The sequence below is a fragment of the Streptomyces sp. NPDC048270 genome, from assembly GCF_040652335.1.
Taxonomy (GTDB): Bacteria; Actinomycetota; Actinomycetes; order Streptomycetales; family Streptomycetaceae; genus Streptomyces.
On record NZ_JBEZLV010000003.1, the window covers coordinates 247633 to 268540 of the forward strand.

At 71.6% G+C, this 20908-nt stretch carries 18 protein-coding genes; 11 read left to right on the top strand and 7 right to left on the bottom strand.

Annotation, left to right across the window (positions count from 1 at the left end; genetic code table 11):
- Positions 1 to 13: 13 nt before the first annotated feature.
- From AB0D66_RS04425 to AB0D66_RS04440, 4 genes are all read left to right on the top strand, one after another.
- The gene (locus tag AB0D66_RS04425; RefSeq protein ID WP_362296750.1) at positions 14 to 1291 is read left to right on the top strand and encodes an MFS transporter; all 1278 of its coding nucleotides are present in this window, start codon (positions 14 to 16) and stop codon (positions 1289 to 1291) included.
- Between the two features lie 21 nt (positions 1292 to 1312).
- A complete protein-coding gene (locus AB0D66_RS04430; RefSeq protein ID WP_069921996.1) occupies positions 1313 to 1822 on the top strand; it encodes a MarR family transcriptional regulator in 510 nt (169 codons plus the stop codon).
- A 44-nt stretch (positions 1823 to 1866) separates the two neighbouring features.
- Positions 1867 to 2196, top strand: a complete 330-nt coding sequence (locus AB0D66_RS04435; protein ID WP_362296412.1) for a DUF3817 domain-containing protein — start codon at positions 1867 to 1869, stop codon at positions 2194 to 2196.
- 98 nt (positions 2197 to 2294) lie between these two features.
- The gene (locus tag AB0D66_RS04440; protein ID WP_362296414.1) at positions 2295 to 3995 is read left to right on the top strand and encodes a methylmalonyl-CoA mutase family protein; all 1701 of its coding nucleotides are present in this window, start codon (positions 2295 to 2297) and stop codon (positions 3993 to 3995) included.
- A gap of 82 nt (positions 3996 to 4077) precedes the next feature.
- Here the strand turns inward: AB0D66_RS04440 and AB0D66_RS04445 are convergent, their stop codons facing one another.
- Positions 4078 to 4698 carry a TetR/AcrR family transcriptional regulator gene (locus AB0D66_RS04445; protein WP_362296417.1) on the bottom strand — a complete coding sequence of 207 codons (621 nt, stop codon included), beginning with the start codon at positions 4696 to 4698 and terminating at the stop codon, positions 4078 to 4080.
- Positions 4699 to 4925: 227 nt separating this feature from the next.
- Between AB0D66_RS04445 and AB0D66_RS04450 the strand changes: the two genes are divergently transcribed.
- From AB0D66_RS04450 to AB0D66_RS04465, 4 genes are all read left to right on the top strand, one after another.
- Positions 4926 to 5930: a tetratricopeptide repeat protein gene (locus AB0D66_RS04450; RefSeq protein ID WP_362296420.1), complete on the top strand. Its 1005-nt coding sequence runs from the start codon at positions 4926 to 4928 to the stop codon at positions 5928 to 5930.
- 573 nt (positions 5931 to 6503) lie between these two features.
- Positions 6504 to 7142, top strand: coding sequence for a DUF6230 family protein (locus AB0D66_RS04455; RefSeq protein WP_362296423.1), 639 nt, complete (start codon positions 6504 to 6506; stop codon positions 7140 to 7142).
- 107 nt (positions 7143 to 7249) lie between these two features.
- Positions 7250 to 7852, top strand: coding sequence for a DUF6114 domain-containing protein (locus AB0D66_RS04460; RefSeq protein ID WP_362296425.1), 603 nt, complete (start codon positions 7250 to 7252; stop codon positions 7850 to 7852).
- A complete protein-coding gene (locus tag AB0D66_RS04465) occupies positions 7842 to 9140 on the top strand; it encodes a hypothetical protein (protein WP_362296428.1) in 1299 nt (432 codons plus the stop codon). Before AB0D66_RS04460 ends, AB0D66_RS04465 begins: the two co-directional genes overlap by 11 nt.
- Before the next feature lie 130 nt (positions 9141 to 9270).
- Here AB0D66_RS04465 and pyk read toward each other — a convergent pair whose 3' ends face one another.
- The 3 genes from pyk to pta all read right to left on the bottom strand — a co-directional run bounded on the left by pyk (position 9271) and on the right by pta (position 14106).
- A complete protein-coding gene (gene pyk, locus AB0D66_RS04470; protein ID WP_362296430.1) occupies positions 9271 to 10704 on the bottom strand; it encodes a pyruvate kinase in 1434 nt (477 codons plus the stop codon).
- Between the two features lie 62 nt (positions 10705 to 10766).
- Positions 10767 to 11981 carry an acetate kinase gene (locus AB0D66_RS04475; RefSeq protein WP_362296433.1) on the bottom strand — a complete coding sequence of 405 codons (1215 nt, stop codon included), beginning with the start codon at positions 11979 to 11981 and terminating at the stop codon, positions 10767 to 10769.
- A gap of 34 nt (positions 11982 to 12015) precedes the next feature.
- Positions 12016 to 14106, bottom strand: a complete 2091-nt coding sequence (gene pta, locus AB0D66_RS04480) for a phosphate acetyltransferase (protein WP_362296435.1) — start codon at positions 14104 to 14106, stop codon at positions 12016 to 12018.
- 227 nt (positions 14107 to 14333) lie between these two features.
- Between pta and AB0D66_RS04485 the strand changes: the two genes are divergently transcribed.
- Positions 14334 to 15359 (top strand): ATP-dependent 6-phosphofructokinase, encoded by a 1026-nt coding sequence (locus AB0D66_RS04485; protein WP_362296438.1) that lies wholly within the window; start codon positions 14334 to 14336, stop codon positions 15357 to 15359.
- A 118-nt stretch (positions 15360 to 15477) separates the two neighbouring features.
- On the opposite strand, the gene AB0D66_RS04490 is transcribed toward AB0D66_RS04485, so the two are convergent.
- Complete coding sequence (locus tag AB0D66_RS04490; RefSeq protein ID WP_362296441.1) at positions 15478 to 16098, bottom strand: XRE family transcriptional regulator; 621 nt, start codon at positions 16096 to 16098, stop codon at positions 15478 to 15480.
- A gap of 300 nt (positions 16099 to 16398) precedes the next feature.
- Here AB0D66_RS04490 and AB0D66_RS04495 point away from each other — a divergent pair, with 300 nt between their 5' ends.
- On the top strand, positions 16399 to 16791 hold the full coding sequence (locus AB0D66_RS04495; protein WP_362296444.1) for a MerR family transcriptional regulator: 393 nt from the start codon (positions 16399 to 16401) through the stop codon (positions 16789 to 16791).
- A gap of 28 nt (positions 16792 to 16819) precedes the next feature.
- Positions 16820 to 17173, top strand: coding sequence for a thioredoxin domain-containing protein (locus AB0D66_RS04500; protein ID WP_362296753.1), 354 nt, complete (start codon positions 16820 to 16822; stop codon positions 17171 to 17173).
- Here the strand turns inward: AB0D66_RS04500 and glgB are convergent.
- A complete protein-coding gene (gene glgB / locus AB0D66_RS04505) occupies positions 17163 to 19451 on the bottom strand; it encodes a 1,4-alpha-glucan branching enzyme (protein ID WP_362296447.1) in 2289 nt (762 codons plus the stop codon). The two genes, AB0D66_RS04500 and glgB, sit on opposite strands and share 11 nt — an antisense overlap.
- Positions 19448 to 20908: a maltokinase gene (locus AB0D66_RS04510; protein WP_362296449.1), complete on the bottom strand. Its 1461-nt coding sequence runs from the start codon at positions 20906 to 20908 to the stop codon at positions 19448 to 19450. The genes glgB and AB0D66_RS04510 overlap by 4 nt, the downstream gene beginning before the upstream one ends.

The window sequence follows — 20908 nt, forward strand, 5'->3', positions numbered from 1 at the left end:
CGTCCTGGCCCGAATCTCTACGGCCGCCAGGGTAGTTCGCGCGAAGCTCCCGGGCATGTCCACCGCCAACCCGGCCACCGGCTACCGGGCCGTCTTCCGGACACGGGAGTTCCGGCCCGTCTTCGCCGCGCACCTGATCTCCGTACTCGGCGTGGTCGTCGCCGAGATCGCCCTGACCGTCCTCGTCTACCGGGCCACCGGTTCGCCGCTGATGAGCGCGCTCACCTTCGCGCTCGGCTTCCTCCCCTACGCCCTCGGCGGCACCCTGCTCGCCGGGACCGCCGACCGCCGCCCCGCCCGGAGGGTGCTCGTCGCCTGCGACCTCGTCTGCGCCGCCTGCGCGGCCGCCATGGCCCTGCCGGGCACCCCCGTCGCGCTGCTCCTCGTACTGCGCTGCGCCATGGCCTTCGTCGCACCGCTGTTCCAGGGTGCCCGCAGCGCCTCCCTCGCCGACATCCTCGGCACCGGCGACACCCTCGTGCTCGGCCGCTCGCTGCTGCGCATGGTCGCCCAGAGCGCCCAGCTCATCGGCTTCGGCCTCGGCGGGCTGCTGCTCACCGTCCTCGCACCGCGCGGGGCCATCGCCCTGACCGCCGCCGGATTCCTCGGCTCGGCGCTGCTGCTGCGCCTCGGCACCCGCCGCCGGCCCGCCCGCGCGGCCTCCCGCCGCGCTGCGGCCGCCGGGCTGCGCGCCGTCCTCGGCGACCGCCGGATCCGGGCGCTGACCCTGCTGTTCTGGCTGCCGCCCGTCTTCGTCGTGGTACCGGAGGCGCTGCTCGCTCCGTACACCGCCGGCCTCGGCGCGGGCACCGTCGCGCTGGGGCTGCTGATGTGCGCGCTGCCCGTCGGCACCATCGCGGGGGAGCTCTGGGCCGGCTCCGCGCTCACCGCCCGGTCCCGCGCGCGGATCACGGTCCCGTTCGCCGCCGCCGGACTGCTGCCGCTCCTCCTCTACGCCCCGCGGCCCGGCGTACCGCTCGCGTTCACCGCGCTGCTGCTGGCGGGCCTGGCCCAGGCCTACACCCTCGGCCTCGACCGGTGGTACCTGGAGGCCGTCCCCGAGGAGCTGCGCGGCCGGGCCATGACCCTGCTCAGCACCGGCCTGATGACCCTGCAGGGCGTCGGCATGGCGCTGGCGGGGCTCGCCGCCGAATTCCTCCCGGTCCACCACGTCGTCACCGGTTCCGGGATCCTCGGCACGGCCGTCGTCCTGCTGCTCCTCGCCGAACTCCGCGCCACCGCACCGGAACGGGAGCAACCGAGGAGTGAGACGGGCCTCGCCGTCAAATGACCGCCCGGTAGGGTCTGGTACGTGTCCAAGCCGCTCAGCCTTCCCTTCGATCCCATCGCCCGCGCCGACGAGCTCTGGCAGCGGCGGTGGGGGCCGGTGCCCGCGATGGCGGCCATCACCTCGATCATGCGCGCGCACCAGATCCTGCTCGGCGAGGTCGACGCCGTGGTCAAGCCGTACGGCCTGACCTTCGCGCGCTACGAGGCGCTGGTGCTGCTCACCTTCTCCAAGGCCGGCGAGCTGCCGATGTCGAAGATCGGCGAGCGGCTGATGGTCCACCCGACGTCGGTGACGAACACCGTCGACCGGCTGGTGCGGTCCGGGCTCGTCGACAAGCGGCCCAACCCGAACGACGGCCGCGGCACCCTCGCCTCCATCACGGACAAGGGGCGCGAGGTCGTCGAGGCGGCCACCAAGGACCTGATGGAGGTCGACTTCGGCCTCGGCGCGTACGACGCCGAGGAGTGCGCGGAGATCTTCGCGCTGCTGCGCCCGCTGCGGGTGGCCGCCGCGGACTTCGAGGAGAAGTAGGCCCCCGTCAAGATCGAGCAAAACGGACGGTTAGGCTCAGTCGCATGAAGAAGAGCGTGCTGACCCGCTACCGGGTGATGGCCCTTGCGACCGCCGTGATGCTGCTGGTGCTGTGCACCTGCATGATCTTCAAGTACGGCTTCGACATGGGCGCCGATCTGACGTTCGTGGTGTCCCAGGCCCACGGCGTGCTCTTCATGATCTACCTGGTCTTCGCCTTCGACCTGAGCTCCAAGGCCAGGTGGTCCTTCGGCAAGATGCTCTGGGTGATGCTCAGCGGCACGATTCCGCTGGCCGCCTTCTTCGTCGAGCGCAAGATCCGCGCCGAGGTCGAGCCGCTGGTCAACGGCTCCCTCGCCGCCGCCAAGGCCTAGAGCGCACCTCGAGCCGACCACTCCCCGGGGAGGTCCGCGGACATCTCCCCGGGGTTGCCCATCGACATTTACTAGGACGTCCTAGTAAATTCAGGGGTATGGACGCAGACGCCATCGAGGAGGGCCGCCGCCGCTGGCAGGCCCGTTACGACAAGGCCCGCAAGCGCGACGCCGATTTCACCACGCTCTCCGGCGATGAGGTCGATCCGGTCTACGGGCCCCGGCCCGGGGACGCGTACGAGGGATTCGAGCGCATCGGGTGGCCGGGGGAGTACCCGTACACCCGGGGCCTGCACGCCACCGGCTACCGCGGCCGCACCTGGACCATCCGGCAGTTCGCCGGGTTCGGGAACGCCGAGCAGACCAACGAGCGCTACAAGATGATCCTGGCGGCCGGCGGCGGCGGGCTCTCCGTCGCCTTCGACATGCCGACCCTCATGGGGCGCGACTCCGACGACCCCCGCGCGCTGGGCGAGGTGGGCCACTGCGGGGTGGCCATAGACTCCGCCGCCGACATGGAGGTCCTCTTCAAGGACATCCCGCTCGGCGACGTCACCACCTCCATGACCATCTCGGGCCCCGCCGTGCCCGCCTTCTGCATGTACCTGGTCGCCGCCGAGCGCCAGGGCGTGGACCCGGGCCTGCTCAACGGCACGCTCCAGACCGACATCTTCAAGGAGTACATCGCCCAGAAGGAGTGGCTCTTCGAACCCGAGCCGCACCTGCGCCTCATCGGCGACCTGATGGAGTACTGCGCGAAGGGCATCCCGGCCTACAAGCCGCTGTCCGTCTCCGGCTACCACATCCGCGAGGCCGGGGCGACGGCCGCCCAGGAGCTCGCCTACACCCTCGCCGACGGCTTCGGGTACGTGGAGCTCGGGCTCTCGCGCGGCATGGACGTGGACCACTTCGCGCCCGGCCTCTCCTTCTTCTTCGACGCGCACCTCGACTTCTTCGAGGAGATCGCCAAGTTCCGCGCCGCCCGCCGGATCTGGGCGCGCTGGATGAAGGAGGTCTACGGGGCGAAGAGCGACAAGTCCATGTGGCTGCGCTTCCACACGCAGACCGCCGGCGTCTCGCTCACCGCCCAGCAGCCCTACAACAACGTCGTGCGCACCGCGGTCGAGGCCCTCGCGGCCGTCCTCGGCGGCACGAACTCCCTGCACACCAACGCCCTCGACGAGACCCTCGCCCTGCCCAGCGAGCAGGCCGCCGAGATCGCCCTGCGCACCCAGCAGGTGCTGATGGAGGAGACCGGCGTCGCCAACGTGGCCGACCCGCTGGGCGGCTCCTGGTACGTGGAGCAGCTCACCGACCGCATCGAGGCGGACGCCGAGAAGATCTTCGACCAGATCAAGGAGCGCGGGCTGCGCGCCCACCCGGACGGGCAGCACCCGATCGGGCCGATCACCTCGGGCATCCTGCGCGGCATCGAGGACGGCTGGTTCACCGGGGAGATCGCCGAGTCGGCCTTCCAGTACCAGCGCTCGCTGGAGAAGGGCGACAAGCGGGTCGTCGGCGTCAACGTCCACCACGGCTCGGTCACCGGGGACCTGGAGATCCTGCGGGTCAGCCACGAGGTGGAGCGCGAGCAGGTCCGGGCCCTCGCCGAGCGCAAGGGCCGCCGCGAGGACGCCAAGGTCACGACGGCCCTGAAGGCGATGCTGGACGCCGCCCGGGACGGGTCGAACATGATTCCGGCCATGTTGGACGCGGTGCGGGCCGAGGCCACGCTGGGCGAGATCTGCAACGCCCTGCGCGACGAGTGGGGCACCTACACCGAGCCGCCGGGCTTCTAGGCAAGAGGAACGGCCGGTCAGGACGCCCGAACGGGGGCGTCCTGACCGGCCTTCGCGTGTCCGGGGCCGCGCCCGTGGCGCCTCAGGCCTGGGCCGGACCCCTGAGGCCGTGCATCAACAGGGCGGTGAAGGTCGCCACCCAGAGCTCGTCCACGGGCTCGGAGCTCACCAGCGCGCGGTGCACCACGGTGCCCGCGATCACGTCGAAGATCAGGTCGGTGGTGCGGTCGGCGAGGTCCTCGTCCTCCTCGTAGGGGAGTTCACCGCGGGCCTGGGCCCGTTCGCGACCCAGTACGACGAGACGTTTCTGCCGGTCCACGATGGCCGACCGGATGCGGTCGCGCAGGGCCTCGTCCCGGGTGGACTCGGCCACCACCGCCATCAGGGCCGTACGGGCCTCCGGCCGCCGCAGCAGCTCCGCGAACCGCAGGACCACGTACTCGACATCGGCCTCGAGGGATCCGCGGTCCGGCAGCTCGAGCGCGTCGAACAGCTCCGCGACCGCGTCCACGACCAGCTCGTTCTTGCTCGCCCAGCGCCGGTAGAGCGTGGTCTTGGCGACCCCGGCGCGGGCCGAGACGTCGCCCATCGTCAGCTTCGACCAGCCCAGCTCCACCAGTGCGTCCCGGGTCGCCGCGAGGATCGCGGCGTCCGCGGCGGCGCTGCGGGGGCGTCCGGTGCGTCCGGGGCTGGGGTTGCGCATGGCCGAGACCATACCCGTCAGTAGCCGACCGGGCCGCTGTGGTTCAGATCACGGGCGCGGCGGGGCCCGGAGGAGTTACGCTACGACTCGTAGCGTAAGAGCGACAACCACGCGAAGAGCTACTGGCGCCAGGTGGGGACCCGGCGCCGACCAGCACCACGGTCGCGGATCAGGTCAATTCCCGCGATCTTTTTCGTCGGCGCGCGCACTCGGGGGAGGATGTACGCATGCAGCCCAGAAACATGTCCATGAGCGGTGTCGTCGACCTCGCCGCGGTGAAGGCGGCCGGCGAAGCCAAGGCCAAGGCCGAGCAGGCCCGCGCCGAATCGGCACGCCAGGCGGCGCAGGGCGGCGGCGCGGGCCCGGCCGCCGGCGCTGTGCCGCCCTCCGCCCTCGTCTTCGACGCAGACGAGGCCGGGTTCGAACGCGATGTGCTCCAGCTCTCCGCCGAGGTCCCGGTCGTCCTGGACTTCTGGGCCGAGTGGTGCGAGCCGTGCAAGCAGCTCAGCCCGCTCCTCGAGCGCCTGACCGTCGAGGCCGGCGGCCGCCTCGTGCTCGCCAAGGTCGACGTCGACGCGAACCAGACGCTGATGCAGCAGTTCGGCGTCCAGGGCATCCCGGCGGTCTTCGCCGTGGTCGCCGGCCAGGTGCTGCCGCTGTTCCAGGGCGTGGTCCCGGAGCAGCAGATCCGCGAGGTGCTCGCCCAACTGGTGCAGGTCGCCGAGGAGCGTTTCGGCATCATCGGCATCGAGGTGGACCCCGCCGCGGACGGCGCGCCCCGGGCCGCCGCCGCACCGGCCGAGATTCCGGCCGGTCCGCACGACGCCCTGCTGGAGGCGGCCGTCGTCGCGCTCGACGCGGGCGACCTGGGCGGCGCGGTCCAGGCGTACAAGAACGTGCTGGCGGACGACCCGGGCAACACCGAGGCCAAGCTGGGCCTGGCCCAGGCGGAGCTTCTCGTCCGGGTCCAGGACATGAACCCGCAGGCGGTGCGTACCGCGGCGGCCGAGAACCCGCGCGATCCGGCGGCCCAGATCGCCGCCGCCGACCTGGACCTGGTCGGCGGGCACGTGGAGGACGCCTTCGGGCGCCTGGTGGACACCGTGCGGGTGACGTTCGGTGAGGAGCGGGACGCCGTTCGGCTGCGCCTGCTGGAGCTGTTCGAGGTCATCGGCGCGGACGATCCGCGGGTCTCGGCGGCCCGTACGGCGCTTGCGCGCGTGCTCTTCTGAGCCCTCGGCGCCCCTGCGCGATTTGTTGACACGTAGATAAACAGCGGCCGCACTTTGCCAAAACTTGGCAAACGCGGCCGCTGTTACTGCGAGTAAGTCGAACCCCGTGAACTGTCCGGTGTGTTCACTCTTCCCCCGATCTGTCGTGGCCCGTGGTGACACCCTGTGTTGCCGTCCGACGACAGCGGGCCTCACTCCGGTTATCTGGCCGTTACCCGCCAGTAACGAACCCCCTTGTGCCCCGGCCGGGAATGGACCACGATCGGCGACGCTCGGTCCTTCCCGCAGCGCCGCTCGTACGGAGCCGCGGTGGAGGGTCCCCACCGAGTCGGCCGGTGCCGGTGGCACCGGACGTGGGACAGGGGGGTCTCTGCCGACACCGGCGGGGCCTGTCCTCCAGGTTGCGCGAACGCGTGGCCCAGTGGTTGTCGCTCGGGGGTGATCGCCGGTGGATCGGACGTGGCACAGCCGCGGCCCGGCCGCCTGCGCTCCTTCCCGAGGACGTAGCACTTCTCCCATCCCAGGACGGGCACGGCCCGGACCGGAGATGTACGTCCGAGAAGGAGGAACGATATGAGTTCTCAGGTTCGTGGCGGGACCAGATGGAAGCGCTTCGCGCTCGTCATGGTGCCGAGCATCGCGGCCACGGCCGCGGTCGGTGTGGGTCTGGCGCAGGGTGCCCTCGCGGCGTCCTTCAGCGTCTCCGGCCAGGACTTCAAGGTCTCGGCCGACAAGCTCGACGGTGACAACCTCATCCAGTACGGCGGCATTGCCGAGGGGCACGACCTCAAGGGCAACGCGCAGCACCACCCGGTCACCATCTCCGGGTTCAGCCACGCCGAGATCACCAACATGTGCCAGTCGCTGGTGACCCCGACGCCGCTGGGCAACATCACGCTGCAGCTGCGCACCGGCCACAAGGGCAAGCCGGCCGTCGCCGACAACATCTACCTGGATGTTGCGGAGCTCGACACCGACGCCGAGTTCAAGAACCTGGACATCGGTGTCGCGGTCGGCGACGCGAGCCACAAGACCAAGCCGCAGGCCGGTACGGTCGCCAGCCCCTACGCGTTCTCGCAGCGCGCGGACAAGGCGATCCTGACCAACGTCCGGCAGAAGGCGTGGGCGACCACGGCGGGCACGTTCAAGCTGCCCGACCTCAAGCTGCGCCTGGTCGGTGGCGACCAGCCGTGCTACCAGGACGAGAAGTAGTCCGTCCCGGCGAGTGACCGGAGGGTGGCCGGCGGCGCGAGCCGGCGGCCGCCCGTCCGGGGCTCCACAGAGTTTTCCGTACCACCGTTTCCAGGGAGCTGTTGTCCATGAACCCCCAGGCCCCGGTTTATGTTCGCCGCGAAGACGACGCCTGGCTCACCGTGGTGTACTACCACTTCCACGCCTGGAGCGGTCGCCGTCCTTTCTGGGCCGGGCTGTTCACGCTCCTCGGTGGCTTCCCGATCGCCTACTTCCCGTACGCGGACCTCCGGCTGGGCAATGTCAGCCTGGCGATGGCCACCACGGGCGGAGCCGGTGCTCTGATCATCGGCGTCCTGCTGATCACGCTCGGCCTGGCCCTCTGGTTCCAGCAGGCCATCCGCGTGTTCGCGGGCGTCGCCGCGATCCTGCTGGCGCTGGTCTCGCTCCCGGTGTCCAACCTCGGCGGCTTCTTCATGGGCTTCATCCTCTCCATGATCGGCGGCGCCCTCGCCCTGGCCTGGGTCCCCGGACAGCCGGTGGACGAGTCCCCGGCGGAGCAGCGGCCCGCTGCCGTGGACATGAGCAAGGCGCCGGCGATGGCGGATCCGCAGGGGCTCTACGGGCCCCGGGGTCCTGAAGGCATCCCGGGACAGCGCGACACGGAAACACCGGCACACGCGAGCGACACGACTGCCCATGCCGATGGCGGGAGGAACAGTGCGGGGTGACGAGACGCAGCGGGGCGTGGCCCCAGGCGCAGAGTCCCGCGAGATCAAGGGGCCGCGGCACGCGGCGCCCAGGAAATCGCTGCTGAACAAGCTCCAGATACCCGTCGGCAAGACGATGGCGCTGGCGGCCATGCCGACGGCTGTGTTCGTCGGGATGGGCATGGCGCCCAAGCTGGCCGTGGCCGACGACAAGGAGATCCCCTTCGCGCCGGGGCCGTGCGTGACGCGGTCTGACGAGCCGAAGGACGAGGAGTCCACGTCCCCGTCGCCTTCCACGTCGCCTTCGCCGAGTGCGTCGCCCAGCGCGTCCCCCTCGCCGTCCGCGTCCGCGTCCTCGTCCGCGGCCGCCAAGCCGAAGCCGAGCGGCTCCCCGTCCCCGACGGCGACCAAGCCGGTGGAAGCGGCTCCGGCCGCTGCCCCCGGGACGGCCACGCCGACGCCGACGCCGACGCCGACCAAGAGCACGAACCCGCTGGACCCGCTGGGTGTCGGCGACGCGCTCAAGAAGCTCCTGGGCCCCGTCAAGGACACGCAGCCGCCGGCCACCCCGACGCCCGCGCCGCCCACGACGGCCGCTCCCCAGCCCGAGGCCCCGAAGCCCGAGGCCCCGAAGCCCGACCCGGCGGCCGAAGCCATCCGGGACGCGGCGAAGAAGGCCGGAGCCGAGGTCAAGGAGCTGTCCGACGAGGTCAAGGACACCGCCAAGACCCCGAAGGACGAGACGGGCGGGACCGACGAGGACGAGTCCTCCGAGGACGGAGCCACCCCGGAGGCGACGAAGGACGCGGACGGGAAGGAACCCTTCCCCTGCCCGACCTACGACGCCCAGGCCCTGGCCGACGCCGAGCTGGAGCCGGGCATCCCGCTCCTGCCGGACGAGCCCTGGTACCTCGACAGCTCGATGCTGACCCTCTACGGCCTGGACTACGCGGGCATCGTCGAGGTGAAGACGGCCGGCGGCAAGACCAAGAAGGTCCTGAAGTTCACCGCGGACTCGCTGGACATCAAGGACCTCTACCAGACGGTCGGCAAGGGCGGGAACGTCGCCCACCTGAAGTCCCGTCCGGGCTCCACGTCCAAGATCCGCGGCGGCACGGTGACCATGTACACCGAGAGCCTCAAGGGCAACCTCTTCGGCCTGATCCCGATCGAGTTCAGCCCGAACAGCCCGCCGCCCCTGAACGTGCCCTTCGCGTTCTTCACGGACGTCAAGGTCGTCCAGGCCGGCCAGTTCGGCGGCACGCTCACGGTCCCGGGCCTGAAGAACTACATCGGCCCGCCCGAGTAGGCCCGTACGCACCACGCACCACGCACCACGCACCACGCAAACGCCGAGGGCGGCGCCCCGATCCTGATCGGGGCGCCGCCCTCGGCCTCTGTGCGGCAGAGTCCAGCGGTGGTGCGGTGGTGGCGCGGCGTCAGTCGCGCGCGCCGTCGCCGCCCAGGTGGTGCACCCGGACCATGTTGGTGGTGCCGGGGACGCCGGGGGGCGAGCCGGCCGTGATGACCATGGTGTCGCCCTCGTTGTAGCGGCCCAGCTTGAGCAGCTCGCCGTCCACCAGGTCGACCATCGCGTCGGTGTTGTCCACGTGCGCGACGACGTACGACTCGACGCCCCAGCTCAGCGTGAGCTGGTTGCGGGTGTTGGCGTCCGTGGTGAAGGCCAGGATCGGCTGGCTCACGCGGTAGCGCGACAGGCGGCGGGCCGTGTCACCGGACTGGGTGAAGGCGATGAGCGCCTTGCCGTCGAGGAAGTCCGCGATCTCGCAGGCCGCGCGGGCGACGGAGCCGCCCTGGGTGCGGGGCTTCTTGCCCGGGACCAGCGGCTGGAGGCCCTTGGAGAGGAGCTCCTCCTCGGCCGCCGTGACGATCTTCGACATCGTCTTGACGGTCTCGATCGGGTAGGCGCCGACCGAGGACTCGGCCGACAGCATGACCGCGTCCGCGCCGTCGAGGATGGCGTTGGCGACGTCGGAGGCCTCGGCGCGGGTCGGGCGGGAGTTGGTGATCATCGACTCCATCATCTGGGTCGCGACGATCACCGGCTTGGCGTTGCGGCGGCACATCTCGATGAGCCGCTTCTGGACCATCGGGACCTTCTCGAGCGGGTACTCGACGGCCAGGTCGCCGCGGGCCACCATGACCGCGTCGAAGGCGTCGACCACGGCCGCCATGTTCTCGACGGCCTGCGGCTTCTCCACCTTGGCGATGACGGGGACCCGGCGGCCCTCCTCGTCCATGACCTTGTGGACGTCCTTGACGTCGTTGGCGTCGCGGACGAAGGACAGGGCGACCATGTCGCAGCCCATCCGCAGGGCGAAGCGCAGGTCGTCGACGTCCTTCTCCGACAGGGCGGGGACGTTCACGGCGGCACCCGGCAGGTTGATGCCCTTGTGGTCCGAGATGACACCGCCCTCGATGACGATGGTCCTGACCCGCGGGCCCTCGACCCCGGTCACCCGGAGCTCGACGTTGCCGTCGTTGATCAGGACCTGGTCGCCCTTGGCGACGTCACCCGGCAGGCCCTTGTAGGTGGTGCCGCAGATGGACTTGTCGCCCGGGACGTCCTCGGTGGTGATGGTGAACTCGTCACCGCGCACCAGCTCGACGGGACCCTCGGCGAAGGTCTCCAGACGGATCTTCGGGCCCTGGAGGTCGGCGAGGACGCCGACGGCGCGCCCGGTGTCCTCGGAGACCTTCCGGACGCGGTCGTACCGCTCCTGGTGTTCTGCCTGGGATCCGTGGCTGAAGTTGAATCGGGCCACGTTCATACCTGCCTCGATGAGCGCTTTCAGCTGCTCATACGAGTCGACGGCGGGGCCCAGCGTGCAGACGATTTTGGAACGGCGCATGGAGCGGATCCTATCGGTTTGTTTCGTAGCGGAATATTCCGTCTGGTGGAAAGTCCAAGTGACTACTGGGTAACCAGAGCGTAGGCCTGAGTGGCGATCTCCAGTTCCTCATCCGTCGGGACCACGGCCACGGCCACCCGCGCATAGTCCGCCGAGACCAGCCGCGGCTGGGGCGAGCGCACCGCGTTGGCCTCCAGGTCCAGCGCCAGGCCCAGCTCGGCGAGGCCGTCCACGGCAGCTTCCCGGACCTGGTGGGCGTTCTCGCCCACCCCGGCCGTGAAGGCCACCGCGTCCACCCGGCCGAGCACCGCCGAGTAGGCGCCGATGTACTTCTTCAGACGGTGGACGTACGCCGCGAAGGCGACGCCCGCCGCGTCGTCGCCCTCGCCGGCCCGCCGCAGCACCTCGCGCATGTCGTTGTCGCCGCACATGCCCAGCAGACCGCTCTTCTTGTTCAGGAGCGAATCGATCTCATCCACTGAGAGGCCCCCCACCCGGGCCAGGTGGAAGATGACCGCCGGATCCAGGTCTCCCGAGCGGGTTCCCATGACCAGACCCTCCAGCGGGGTCAGGCCCATGGAGGTCTCCACGCAGACCCCGCCGCGGACGGCGGAGGCCGAGGCCCCGTTGCCCAGGTGCAGCACGATCACGTTCACGTCCTCCACCGGCCGGCCGAGCAGTGCGGCCGTCGCCCTCGACACGTAGGCGTGGGAGGTGCCGTGGAACCCGTACCGCCGGATGGAGTACTTGTCCGCCGTCGCGGCGTCGATCGCGTACCGCGCCACGTACTCCGGCATCGTGGAGTGGAAGGCCGTGTCGAAGACGGCCACCTGCGGGATGTCCGCCCGCAGGTGGCGCGCCACCTCGATGCCCGTCACGTTCGCCGGGTTGTGCAGCGGCGCGAGGGGGATCAGGCTGCGGATCTCCGCCAGCACCGCGTCGTCGATCACCGTCGGCTGCGTGAACTTCGTCCCCCCGTGCACCACGCGGTGGCCCACGGCTGCCAGTTCGGGGGAGTCCAGGCCCAGGCCGTCGGCGGCGAGCTCCGCGGCCACGGCCTTCAGCGCCGCCTCGTGGTCGGCGATCGGGCCCACCTGCTCGCGCCTGCCGCCCGCGGCACCCGGCCCGGTGAGCGGTTCGTGGACGAGACGGGAGGTCTCCTCGCCGATGCGCTCCACCAGGCCGACGGCCAGGCGGGAGCGGTCCGCCATGTCGAGGAGCTGGTACTTGACCGACGAGGAGCCGGAGTTGAGGACGAGTACGCGCGATGCGGTCACGGTGCGGGTCTTTCCTTCGGGTGCGGTGGGGTGTTTACCGGGCGGTCTGCGGCAGCGGCTGCGACTGGGCCTGGATCGCGGTGATGGCCACGGTGGTGACGATGTCCTGCACCAGTGCGCCGCGCGAGAGGTCGTTGACCGGCTTGCGCAGGCCCTGGAGCACCGGGCCGACCGCCACGGCGCCCGCCGAACGCTGCACGGCCTTGTACGTGTTGTTGCCGGTGTTGAGGTCGGGGAAGATCAGCACGCTCGCGCGGCCGGCCACCTCGGACCCGGGCAGCTTGGTCGCGGCGACCGAGGGCTCCACGGCCGCGTCGTACTGGATCGGCCCCTCGATCAACAGGTCGGGGCGCTGGTCGCGGACGATCTCGGTGGCCTTGCGGACCTTGTCCACGTCGGCGCCGCTGCCCGAGGTGCCGGTCGAGTACGAGAGCATCGCGATCCGCGGCTCGACCCCGAAGGCGGCGGCGGTGGCGGCCGACTGGACGGCGATGTCGGCGAGCTGCTCGGCGTCGGGGTCCGGGTTGACGGCGCAGTCCCCGTAGACGAGGACCCGGTCGGCCAGGCACATGAAGAAGACCGAGGAGACGATGGAGGCCTCCGGCTTGGTCTTGATGATCTCGAAGGCCGGGCGGATGGTCGCGGCGGTGGAGTGCACGGAGCCGGAGACCATGCCGTCGGCCAGGCCCTCCTGGACCATCAGCGTGCCGAAGTAGTTGACGTCGGTCACCACGTCGTTGGCCAGCTCGACGGTCATGCCCTTGTGGGCGCGGACCCTGGCGTAGTACTCGGCGAACCGTTCCCGCAGGGGGGAGGTCGCCGGGTCGATGAGCTGTGCGCCCGAGATGTCGATCCCGAGGTCGGCGGCCTTCTTCAGGATGGCCGGCTCCTCGCCCAGCAGGGTCAGGTCGCACACGCCCCGCCGCAGCACGACGTCCGCGGCGCGCAGCACGCGCTCCTCGGTGCCCTCGGGCAGCACGACGCGGCGCCGCTCCGAGCGGGCCCGCTCCAGCAGCTCGTGCTCGAACATCATCGGCGTGACGCGCTCGGAGCGGGCCACCGAGAGCAGGTCGCGCAGCTCGCCGGTGTTCACGTGCCGCTCGAAGAGGCCGAGGGCGGTCTCCAGCTTGCGCGGGGTCGCGGAGTTCAAGCGGCTCTGCAGCGCGAAGAGTTCGGCGGCCGTCGGGAAGCTGTTGCCCGCCACCGACACCACGGGCGTGCCCGGCGCCAGCTTCGAGGCCAGCGTGAGGATGTCCGGTCCGGGCCGCTCGTTCAGGGTGAGCAGCACACCGGCGATCGGCGGGGTGCCCGAGGTGTGCGCGGCCAGCGCGCCGATGACCAGGTCCGAGCGGTCCCCGGGGGTGACGACCAGGCAGCCGGGGGTGAGGGCGTTCAGGAAGTTCGGCAGCATGGCGCCGCCGAAGACGAAGTCGAGTGCGTCGCGGGCCAGCCCGGCGTCGTCGCCGAGGAGCACCTCGCCGCCGAGGGCCCGGGTGATCTGGGCGACGGTCGGGGCGGAGAGCGACTTGTCGTCCGGCAGTACGTAGCAGGGCACGGGGAGCCGGGCGGCCAGCCGCTCGGCTATGACGTCGCGGTCCTCCGCGGCCACCCGGTTGACGACCATCGCGACGACGTGGCAGCCCAGGCTCTCGTACGCGCGGTAGGCGTTGCGGGCCTCGGCGCGCACGGCGTCGGCGGGGTGCTTGACGCCGCCCACGACGGGAACGACGACCGCGCCCAGCTCGTTGGCGAGGCGGGCGTTGAGCGCGAGCTCGTCGGGCAGGTTGGTGTCGGCGTAGTCGGTGCCGAGGACCAGCATGACCTCGTAGTCGCGCGCCACCCGGTGGTAGCGGTCGACCAGCCGCGAGACCAGCTCGTCGGTGCCCTTCTCGGCGAGGATCGCCGAGGCCTCGTGGTACTCCATGCCGTAGGCCGTGGCGGCGTCCTGGTCGATCCGGTAGCGGGCCTTGAGCAGGTCGAAGAGCCGGTCGGGGCTGTCGTGGAGCAACGGGCGGTAGACGCCGACCCGGCCCGTCTGCCGGGTCAGGAGCTCCATGATCCCCAGTTCGACGACCTGGCGGCCGTCCCCCCGCTCGATGCCGGTCACGTACACGCTGCGCGTCACGCGTGCTCTCCGTCCATGCTGTGAATGTCCATTTAGTGTGGCTTGGCCTCTTGACAATACCTCTGCCGATGGATAGGACGCCCGCCGGGAAAAGGGCCTGGCCGGGAGGGACGAAAGGCCCGGCGGGCGGAGTATCACAGGACGCGCGGCACCCCGCGCCCGTGGAACAATCGGACAGGCTTCCTCATTACGCCCTTCTTCACATGTACGGCAGGAGACACAGCACGATGCGTATCGGAGTTCTCACCGCGGGCGGCGACTGTCCGGGCCTCAACGCTGTCATCCGATCGGTCGTACACCGCGCCCTGGTCGGGCACGGAGACGAGGTCATCGGCTTCGAGGACGGCTTCAAGGGCCTCCTCGACGGCAACGTCCGCCCGCTCGACATCAATGCCGTCAGCGGCATCCTGGCCCGCGGCGGCACGATCCTCGGCTCGGCCCGCATGGAGCGCGCCCGCCTGCACGAGGCCGCCGAGAACGCGCGGGAACTGGCGAAGCGCTACGGCATCGACGCGCTCATCCCGATCGGCGGCGAGGGCACCCTGACCGCCGCGCGGATGCTGTCGGACGCCGGGATGCCGGTCGTCGGCGTGCCGAAGACCATCGACAACGACATCTCCTCCACCGACCGCACCTTCGGCTTCGACACCGCCGTCATGGTCGCCACCGAGGCCATCGACCGCCTGAAGACCACCGCCGAGTCGCACCAGCGCGTCATGGTCGTCGAGGTCATGGGCCGCCACGCGGGCTGGATCGCCCTGGAGTCCGGCATGGCCGGCGGTGCCCACGGGATCTGCCTGCCCGAGCGCCCCTTCGAGGTGGACGCCCTGGTGAAGATGGTGGAGGAACGGTTCGCCCGCGGGAAGAAGTTCGCCGTCGTCTGCATCGCCGAGGGCGCGCACCCGGCCGAGGGCTCCATGCCGTACGAGAAGGGCGCCATCGACCAGTACGGCCACGAGCGCTTCGCCGGCATCGGCAACCGCCTGGCGGTCGAACTGGAGCGGCGCCTGGGCAAGGAGGCCCGCCCGGTCATCCTCGGCCACGTCCAGCGCGGCGGCACCCCCACCGCCTACGACCGGGTCCTCGCGACCCGCTTCGGCTGGCACGCCGTCGAGGCCGTCCACCGCGGCGACTTCGGCAACATGACCGCCCTGCGCGGCACCGAGATCGTGATGGCCCCGCTGGCCTCGGCCGTCACCGAGCTGAAGACGGTCCCCGAGGACCGCATGTACGAGGCCGAGTCCGTCTTCTGACCGGCTCCCGGACACGGGACTTCCGCCCCCGATCCGCCCGCCGAACGGCCCCGGTTCCCTCCCTCTCCGGGACGGGCCGGGGCCGTCGCGGCAGGGGTCCGGGCCGCCCGGATGTGTCCTACGCCGCACCACCGGCGAGGCTCCAGAACCGGTCCACGATGGCGGCGAGGAACTCCCGCCCCGCGTCACCGCTCCCCGCCTCGCCGCCGCTGCCCCAGCTGAGCGTCGCCACCATGCGGGACTGGTACTCCCCGTGCAGCCGCTCCAGCACCCGCTCCAGATGGGTCTTGGGGATCGGCAGCAGCTTGCCCAGCGGCTTCACGTACGCCTGCCAGCGGGTGGTGACCGCGCTGCGCAGCAGCTCCGCGAGCTCCTCCTGCTTGCCGGTGGCGATCACGAACTGGGACAGCGACAGCCCGAGCACCGTCGCCAGGGCGGCGGACTGGCGCTCGTTGCCCTTCCAGCGGCCGGTGTCCTCCATCTTCTGGTAGGCGTTCGCCTCCAGGCCGAGGCGCCGGGAGAGCTCCTCCACGGCCAGCCCCCGGGAGATCCGGTGCTCCCGCAGGGTCACCGGCTCGGCGAGCAGCTCCCCGGGCGAGCACCACAGGACGCCGGCGAGGGCCGTGAGCTCGGTCGAGGAGGGCGATATCTCGCCACGCTCCCAGGCCATCACGGTCTCGGGCGTGACGATCAGTCCGTACTGGGCGCGCAGGCCATAGGCGACATGACCGGGAGCCATGCCCAGGGCCGCGCGGAGACGACGCGCGGCGGGGGCATTGAAAGGTGGGCTGGAGTGCACATGGCACACCGTAGGAGTGGCTGGGCATCGGCGCCTACAGACCAATCAAACAAGCCCATAACTCGTAGGAACATCCTAGGGAGTTATGGCATTTCGCCGGTTTTCCCGGCGACCGTCCGGTAATCGGTGCACCCGAAGATCGACTACACCGTACGGTTCCAGCCAGAGCCGGTCGGCGCAAGAGCCCTCACAGCTCTCACACATTGCCTTGACGCCGACGTCAAGGAATACGGTCGGGCCATGCTCATCGGCGAACTGGCGGAGCGGGCCGGCACCAGCACCCGCACGCTGCGGTACTACGAGTCGCGCGGGCTGCTGCCCGCCCGGCGGACCGGCAACGGCTACCGCACCTACGACGAGGACGACCTGCGGCTGCTCCGCCAGATCCGCATGCTCCAGGACTTCGGCTTCGAGCTGGAGGAGACCCGGCCGTTCGTGGACTGCCTGCGGGCCGGCCACCCGTCCGGGGACTCCTGCCCGGCCTCGCTCGCCGTCTACCGGCGCAAGCTCGCCGAGCTCGACGGCCTCATCGGCCAGCTCGCCGACGTACGGGAGCAGGTCGCCCGGCAGCTGGCCGTCGCCGAGGAGGCCGCCGGCGAAGCCGCCGCGCCGCGCTGCGAAATGAGCGGATGACATGACCGGCACGAGAGGGGAACACGACATGATCCACGCACAGGGGGTCGCGGAAGTGACCGACGCTGACTTCGAGGCCGAGGTGCTCGGGGAGGCGGGCCGCCCCGTCCTCGTGGAGTTCACCGCGGACTGGTGCGGCCCCTGCCGCCAGCTCGCGCCCGTGCTGTCCGCGATCGCCGCCGAGGAGGCCGACCGCCTCAAGGTCGTGCAGATCGACGCGGACGGCAACCCCGCCACCGTCTCCCGGTACGGGGTGCTGTCCATGCCCACCCTGCTCGTCTTCCGCGACGGCGAGCCCGTGCGGCAGATGGTCGGGGCCCGCGCCAAGCGCAGGCTCCTCCAGGAACTGGAGGAGCACCTCGCCCCCCGCGCTACGGCCTGAACCAGATCGTCGCCAGCGGCGGCAGCGTCAGGCGCAGGCTCGCCGGACGGCCCTGCGCGGGGACCGGCTCGGGCCGCACCGGCTGCAGGTGGCGCACCCCGCTGCCGCCGTACTGCTCCTGGTCGGTGTTGAGGACCTCCCGCCACAGCGGGACCTCCTCCGGCACCCCGATCCGGTACCCGTGCCGCACCACCGGCGAGAAGTTCGACACGCACAGCAGCTGCGAGCCGTCCTGGGCGTACCGCAGGAAGGCGAACACGTTGTCCTCGGCGGCGTCCGCCTCCACCCAGGCGAAGCCCTCCGGCACGGTGTCCCGCTCCCACAGGGCGGGGGCCGCCGTGTACGTGCGGTTCAGGTCGCGCACGAGACTGCGCACGCCCCGGTGGTCACCGGCCGCCGCATAGGAGTCGTCCAGCAGCCACCAGTCCGGCCCGTACACCTCCGACCACTCCGAACCCTGGGCGAACTCCTGCCCCATGAAGAGCAGTTGCTTGCCGGGATGGGCCCACATGAAGCCCAGGTAGGCCCGGTGCGCGGCCCGCTTCTGCCACCAGTCCTCCCCGGGCATCTTCGACACCAGCGAACCCTTGCCGTGCACCACCTCGTCGTGCGAGATCGGCAGCACGTAGTTCTCGCTGAAGGCGTAGATCATCCCGAAGGTCATGTCGTGGTGGTGGTACTTGCGGTGCACCGACTCCTTCGACATGTAGCGCAGCGTGTCGTGCATCCAGCCCATGTTCCACTTCAGGCCGAAGCCCAGCCCGCCCGCGTCCGTCGGCCGCGTCACGCCCTCCCACGCCGTGGACTCCTCGGCGATCGTCACCACGCCCGGGCAGCGCCGGTACACGGTGGCGTTCATCTCCTGGAGCAGCGCCACCGCGTCCAGGTTCTCCCGGCCGCCGTGCTCGTTCGGGGTCCACTCGCCCTCGCTGCGCGAGTAGTCGAGGTAGAGCATCGAGGCCACCGCGTCCACGCGCAGCCCGTCGACGTGGAACTCCTCGCACCAGTACACGGCGTTGGCCACCAGGAAGTTGCGGACCTCCTTGCGCCCGTAGTCGAACTCGAGCGTCCCCCAGTCCGGGTGCGCGGCCCGCCGCGGGTCCTGGTGCTCGTACAGCGGCCGCCCGTCGAACTCCGCCAGTGCCCAGTCGTCGCGCGGGAAGTGCGCGGGCACCCAGTCGACGATCACCCCGATCCCGGCCCGGTGCAGCGCGTCCACGAGGAGGCGGAAGTCGTCCGGCCCGCCCATCCGGGAGGTCGGCGCGTAGAAGCCGGTGACCTGGTAGCCCCAGGAGCCGCCGAAGGGGTGCTCGGCGACCGGCATCAGCTCCACGTGCGTGAAGCCGAGCTCCTTCACGTACCCCGGCAGCTGTTCGGCGAGCTGCCGGTACGAGAGCCCGGGCCGCCAGGACGCCAGGTGCAGCTCGTAGACGGAGAAGGGGGCCTGGTGCGGGGCCCGGGCCCCGCGGCCGGCCATCCACTGCGCGTCCCCCCACTCGTAGGCGGAGGCGGTCACCCGGGAGGCGTTCGCCGGGGGCACCTCGGCGGCGCGGGCCATCGGGTCCGCGCGCAGGGTGTGACTGCCGTCGGGGCGGGTGATGTCGTACTTGTACAGCGCCCCGGCCCCGATGCCCGGCAGGAAGAGCTCCCACACCCCGGTGGAGCCCAGCGAGCGCATCGGGTAGGCGACGGAGTCCCAGTACGAGAAGTCCCCGGTGACGCGGACCCCCTGGGCGTTCGGCGCCCACACCGTGAACCGGGTGCCGGCCACGCCCTGGTGCTCCATCGGCTCGGAGCCGAGGGCCTTCCACAGCTGCTCGTGGCGTCCCTCGCCGATCAGGTGCAGGTCCAGCTCGCCGAGCGCGGGCAGGAACCGGTAGGGGTCGTGGACCTCGATCTCGTCGCTCTCGTAGGTGACGAGCAGCCGGTAGTCCGGCACCGCGGTCAGCGGCAGCAGCCCGGAGAACAGCCCGTCCCCGTCGTCGAAGAGCTCGGCCCGCAGCCCCTTGGCGACCACGGTGACCGCCTTGGCGTAGGGGCGCAGCACGCGGAAGGCGACCCCGCCCCGCACGGTGCGGGCGCCCAGCACCGCGTGCGGGTCGTGGTGACGGCCCTCCAGCAGCCGGGCGCGTTCCTCCCCGCCGAGCGCGGGCGCCGGCCGGACCCCGTGCGGAGGGGCGGCGCGGCGGGCCCGGGGGGTGCGCGGTTTCTTGGCGGACGCCGGGACGGGTGCGGTCTCGTCGCGGACGGTCGGTGACGGCTGTCGTGCGGCGCTCACGCGAGCGGCCTCCTCGGGGGCTTCTGGCGGGGTTGGGGATGGGGGGAGACGGAACCGGGGGCGGGCGGGGTCGGCGGTACCCGGTGGGCGGGCCGCTGCGGTTCCGAGAGCCGCCGGATCGCGGCCATCGGGACGTGCAGCCAGTCGGGGCGGTGCCGGGACTCGTAGCGGGCCTCGTACACCGCCTTGTCGGTCTCGTACGCGCGCAGCAGCACGGGGTCCTCGCGGGGGTCGCGGCCCGTGGTGCGGGCGTAGCCCTCGCAGAAGGCGGCCCGGCAGTCGTCCGCCCAGGCGGGGGCGAACGGCCGGTGCGAGCGGGCGGCGTAGTCGAAGGAACGCAGCATTCCGGCGATGTCGCGCACGGCCGGTTCGGGGCGGCGCCGGTCGGCCAGCGGCCGGGCCGGCTCACCCTCGAAGTCGATCAACGACCAGGAGCCGTCGAGGGTGCGCAGGGTCTGGCCCAGATGGAGGTCCCCGTGGATCCGCTGGGCCGGCACCCCGGCACCCCGGGAGGCCGCCAGTGCGTCGAAGGCCCCCCGCAGCCCCGCCTCGTAGGGCCGCAGCGCGGCCACCTCCCGGGCCGTGGCGGCCAGCCGGGCCGTCATCCCGGCGGCGAGCCGGGCGGTCTGCTCCGGGCCGAGCGCGACGGTGGGCAGGGCGGCCGCGAGCGCGCTGTGCACCTCGGCGGTGGCCCGGCCCAGCGCGTGCGCCTCCGCGGTGAAGTCCTCCCCGGCGCCGAGCCGGCGCAGCGCGAGCTGCCATCCGTCGTCGGAGCCGCGCAGGTACGGCTGCAGCACGCCCAGGGTCAGCTGCTCGCTCCCGGGCAGCTCGGCCTCGTACCAGGCGACGGGGGCCGGGACGCGGGCGCAGCCGGCGGCGGCCAGCGCCCGGGGCAGCTCCAAATCCGGGTTGACCCCCGGGCCGACCCGCCGGAACACCTTGAGGATGTACGAATCCCCGTAGATCAGCGAGGAGTTGGTCTGCTCGCCGGACAGCGGCCGCGGGGCGAGCCCGGCCGGGACCGGCGCGTCCGGATCCCGCTCGAAGCGCAGCGGGCCGAGCACGCCGGGGGAGCGCAATCGTTCCAGCAGCATCGCCGCGAGCCGGGGATCGCCCAGCGCCTCGTAGACCGCCCGGCCCGCGTACGGGCCCTCCTGCGCGTGCCCGACCAGCGTGTGGGCGAGCGCGGGGGGCAGGGAGGGGCGGATGCCCAGCAGCAGCTGGTAGCAGTCCCCGTCGACGTCGAGGAGCAGGTGCAGCAGTCCGGGGACGGACCCCGGTGGCAGCAGCTCGGCCGCCGAGACGGCCCGCAGCGTGCCGATCGCCCGTCCCTTGCCCGCGAACCAGCGCTGCGCGGGCAGCCAGGTCCGCAGCATCGGTTCCAGCGGGCCGATCCCGGTGAGCAGGGCGGCCCGGTCGGCCGTGAGCCGGCTCCGGGCGGATGCAGCCTCCGACAT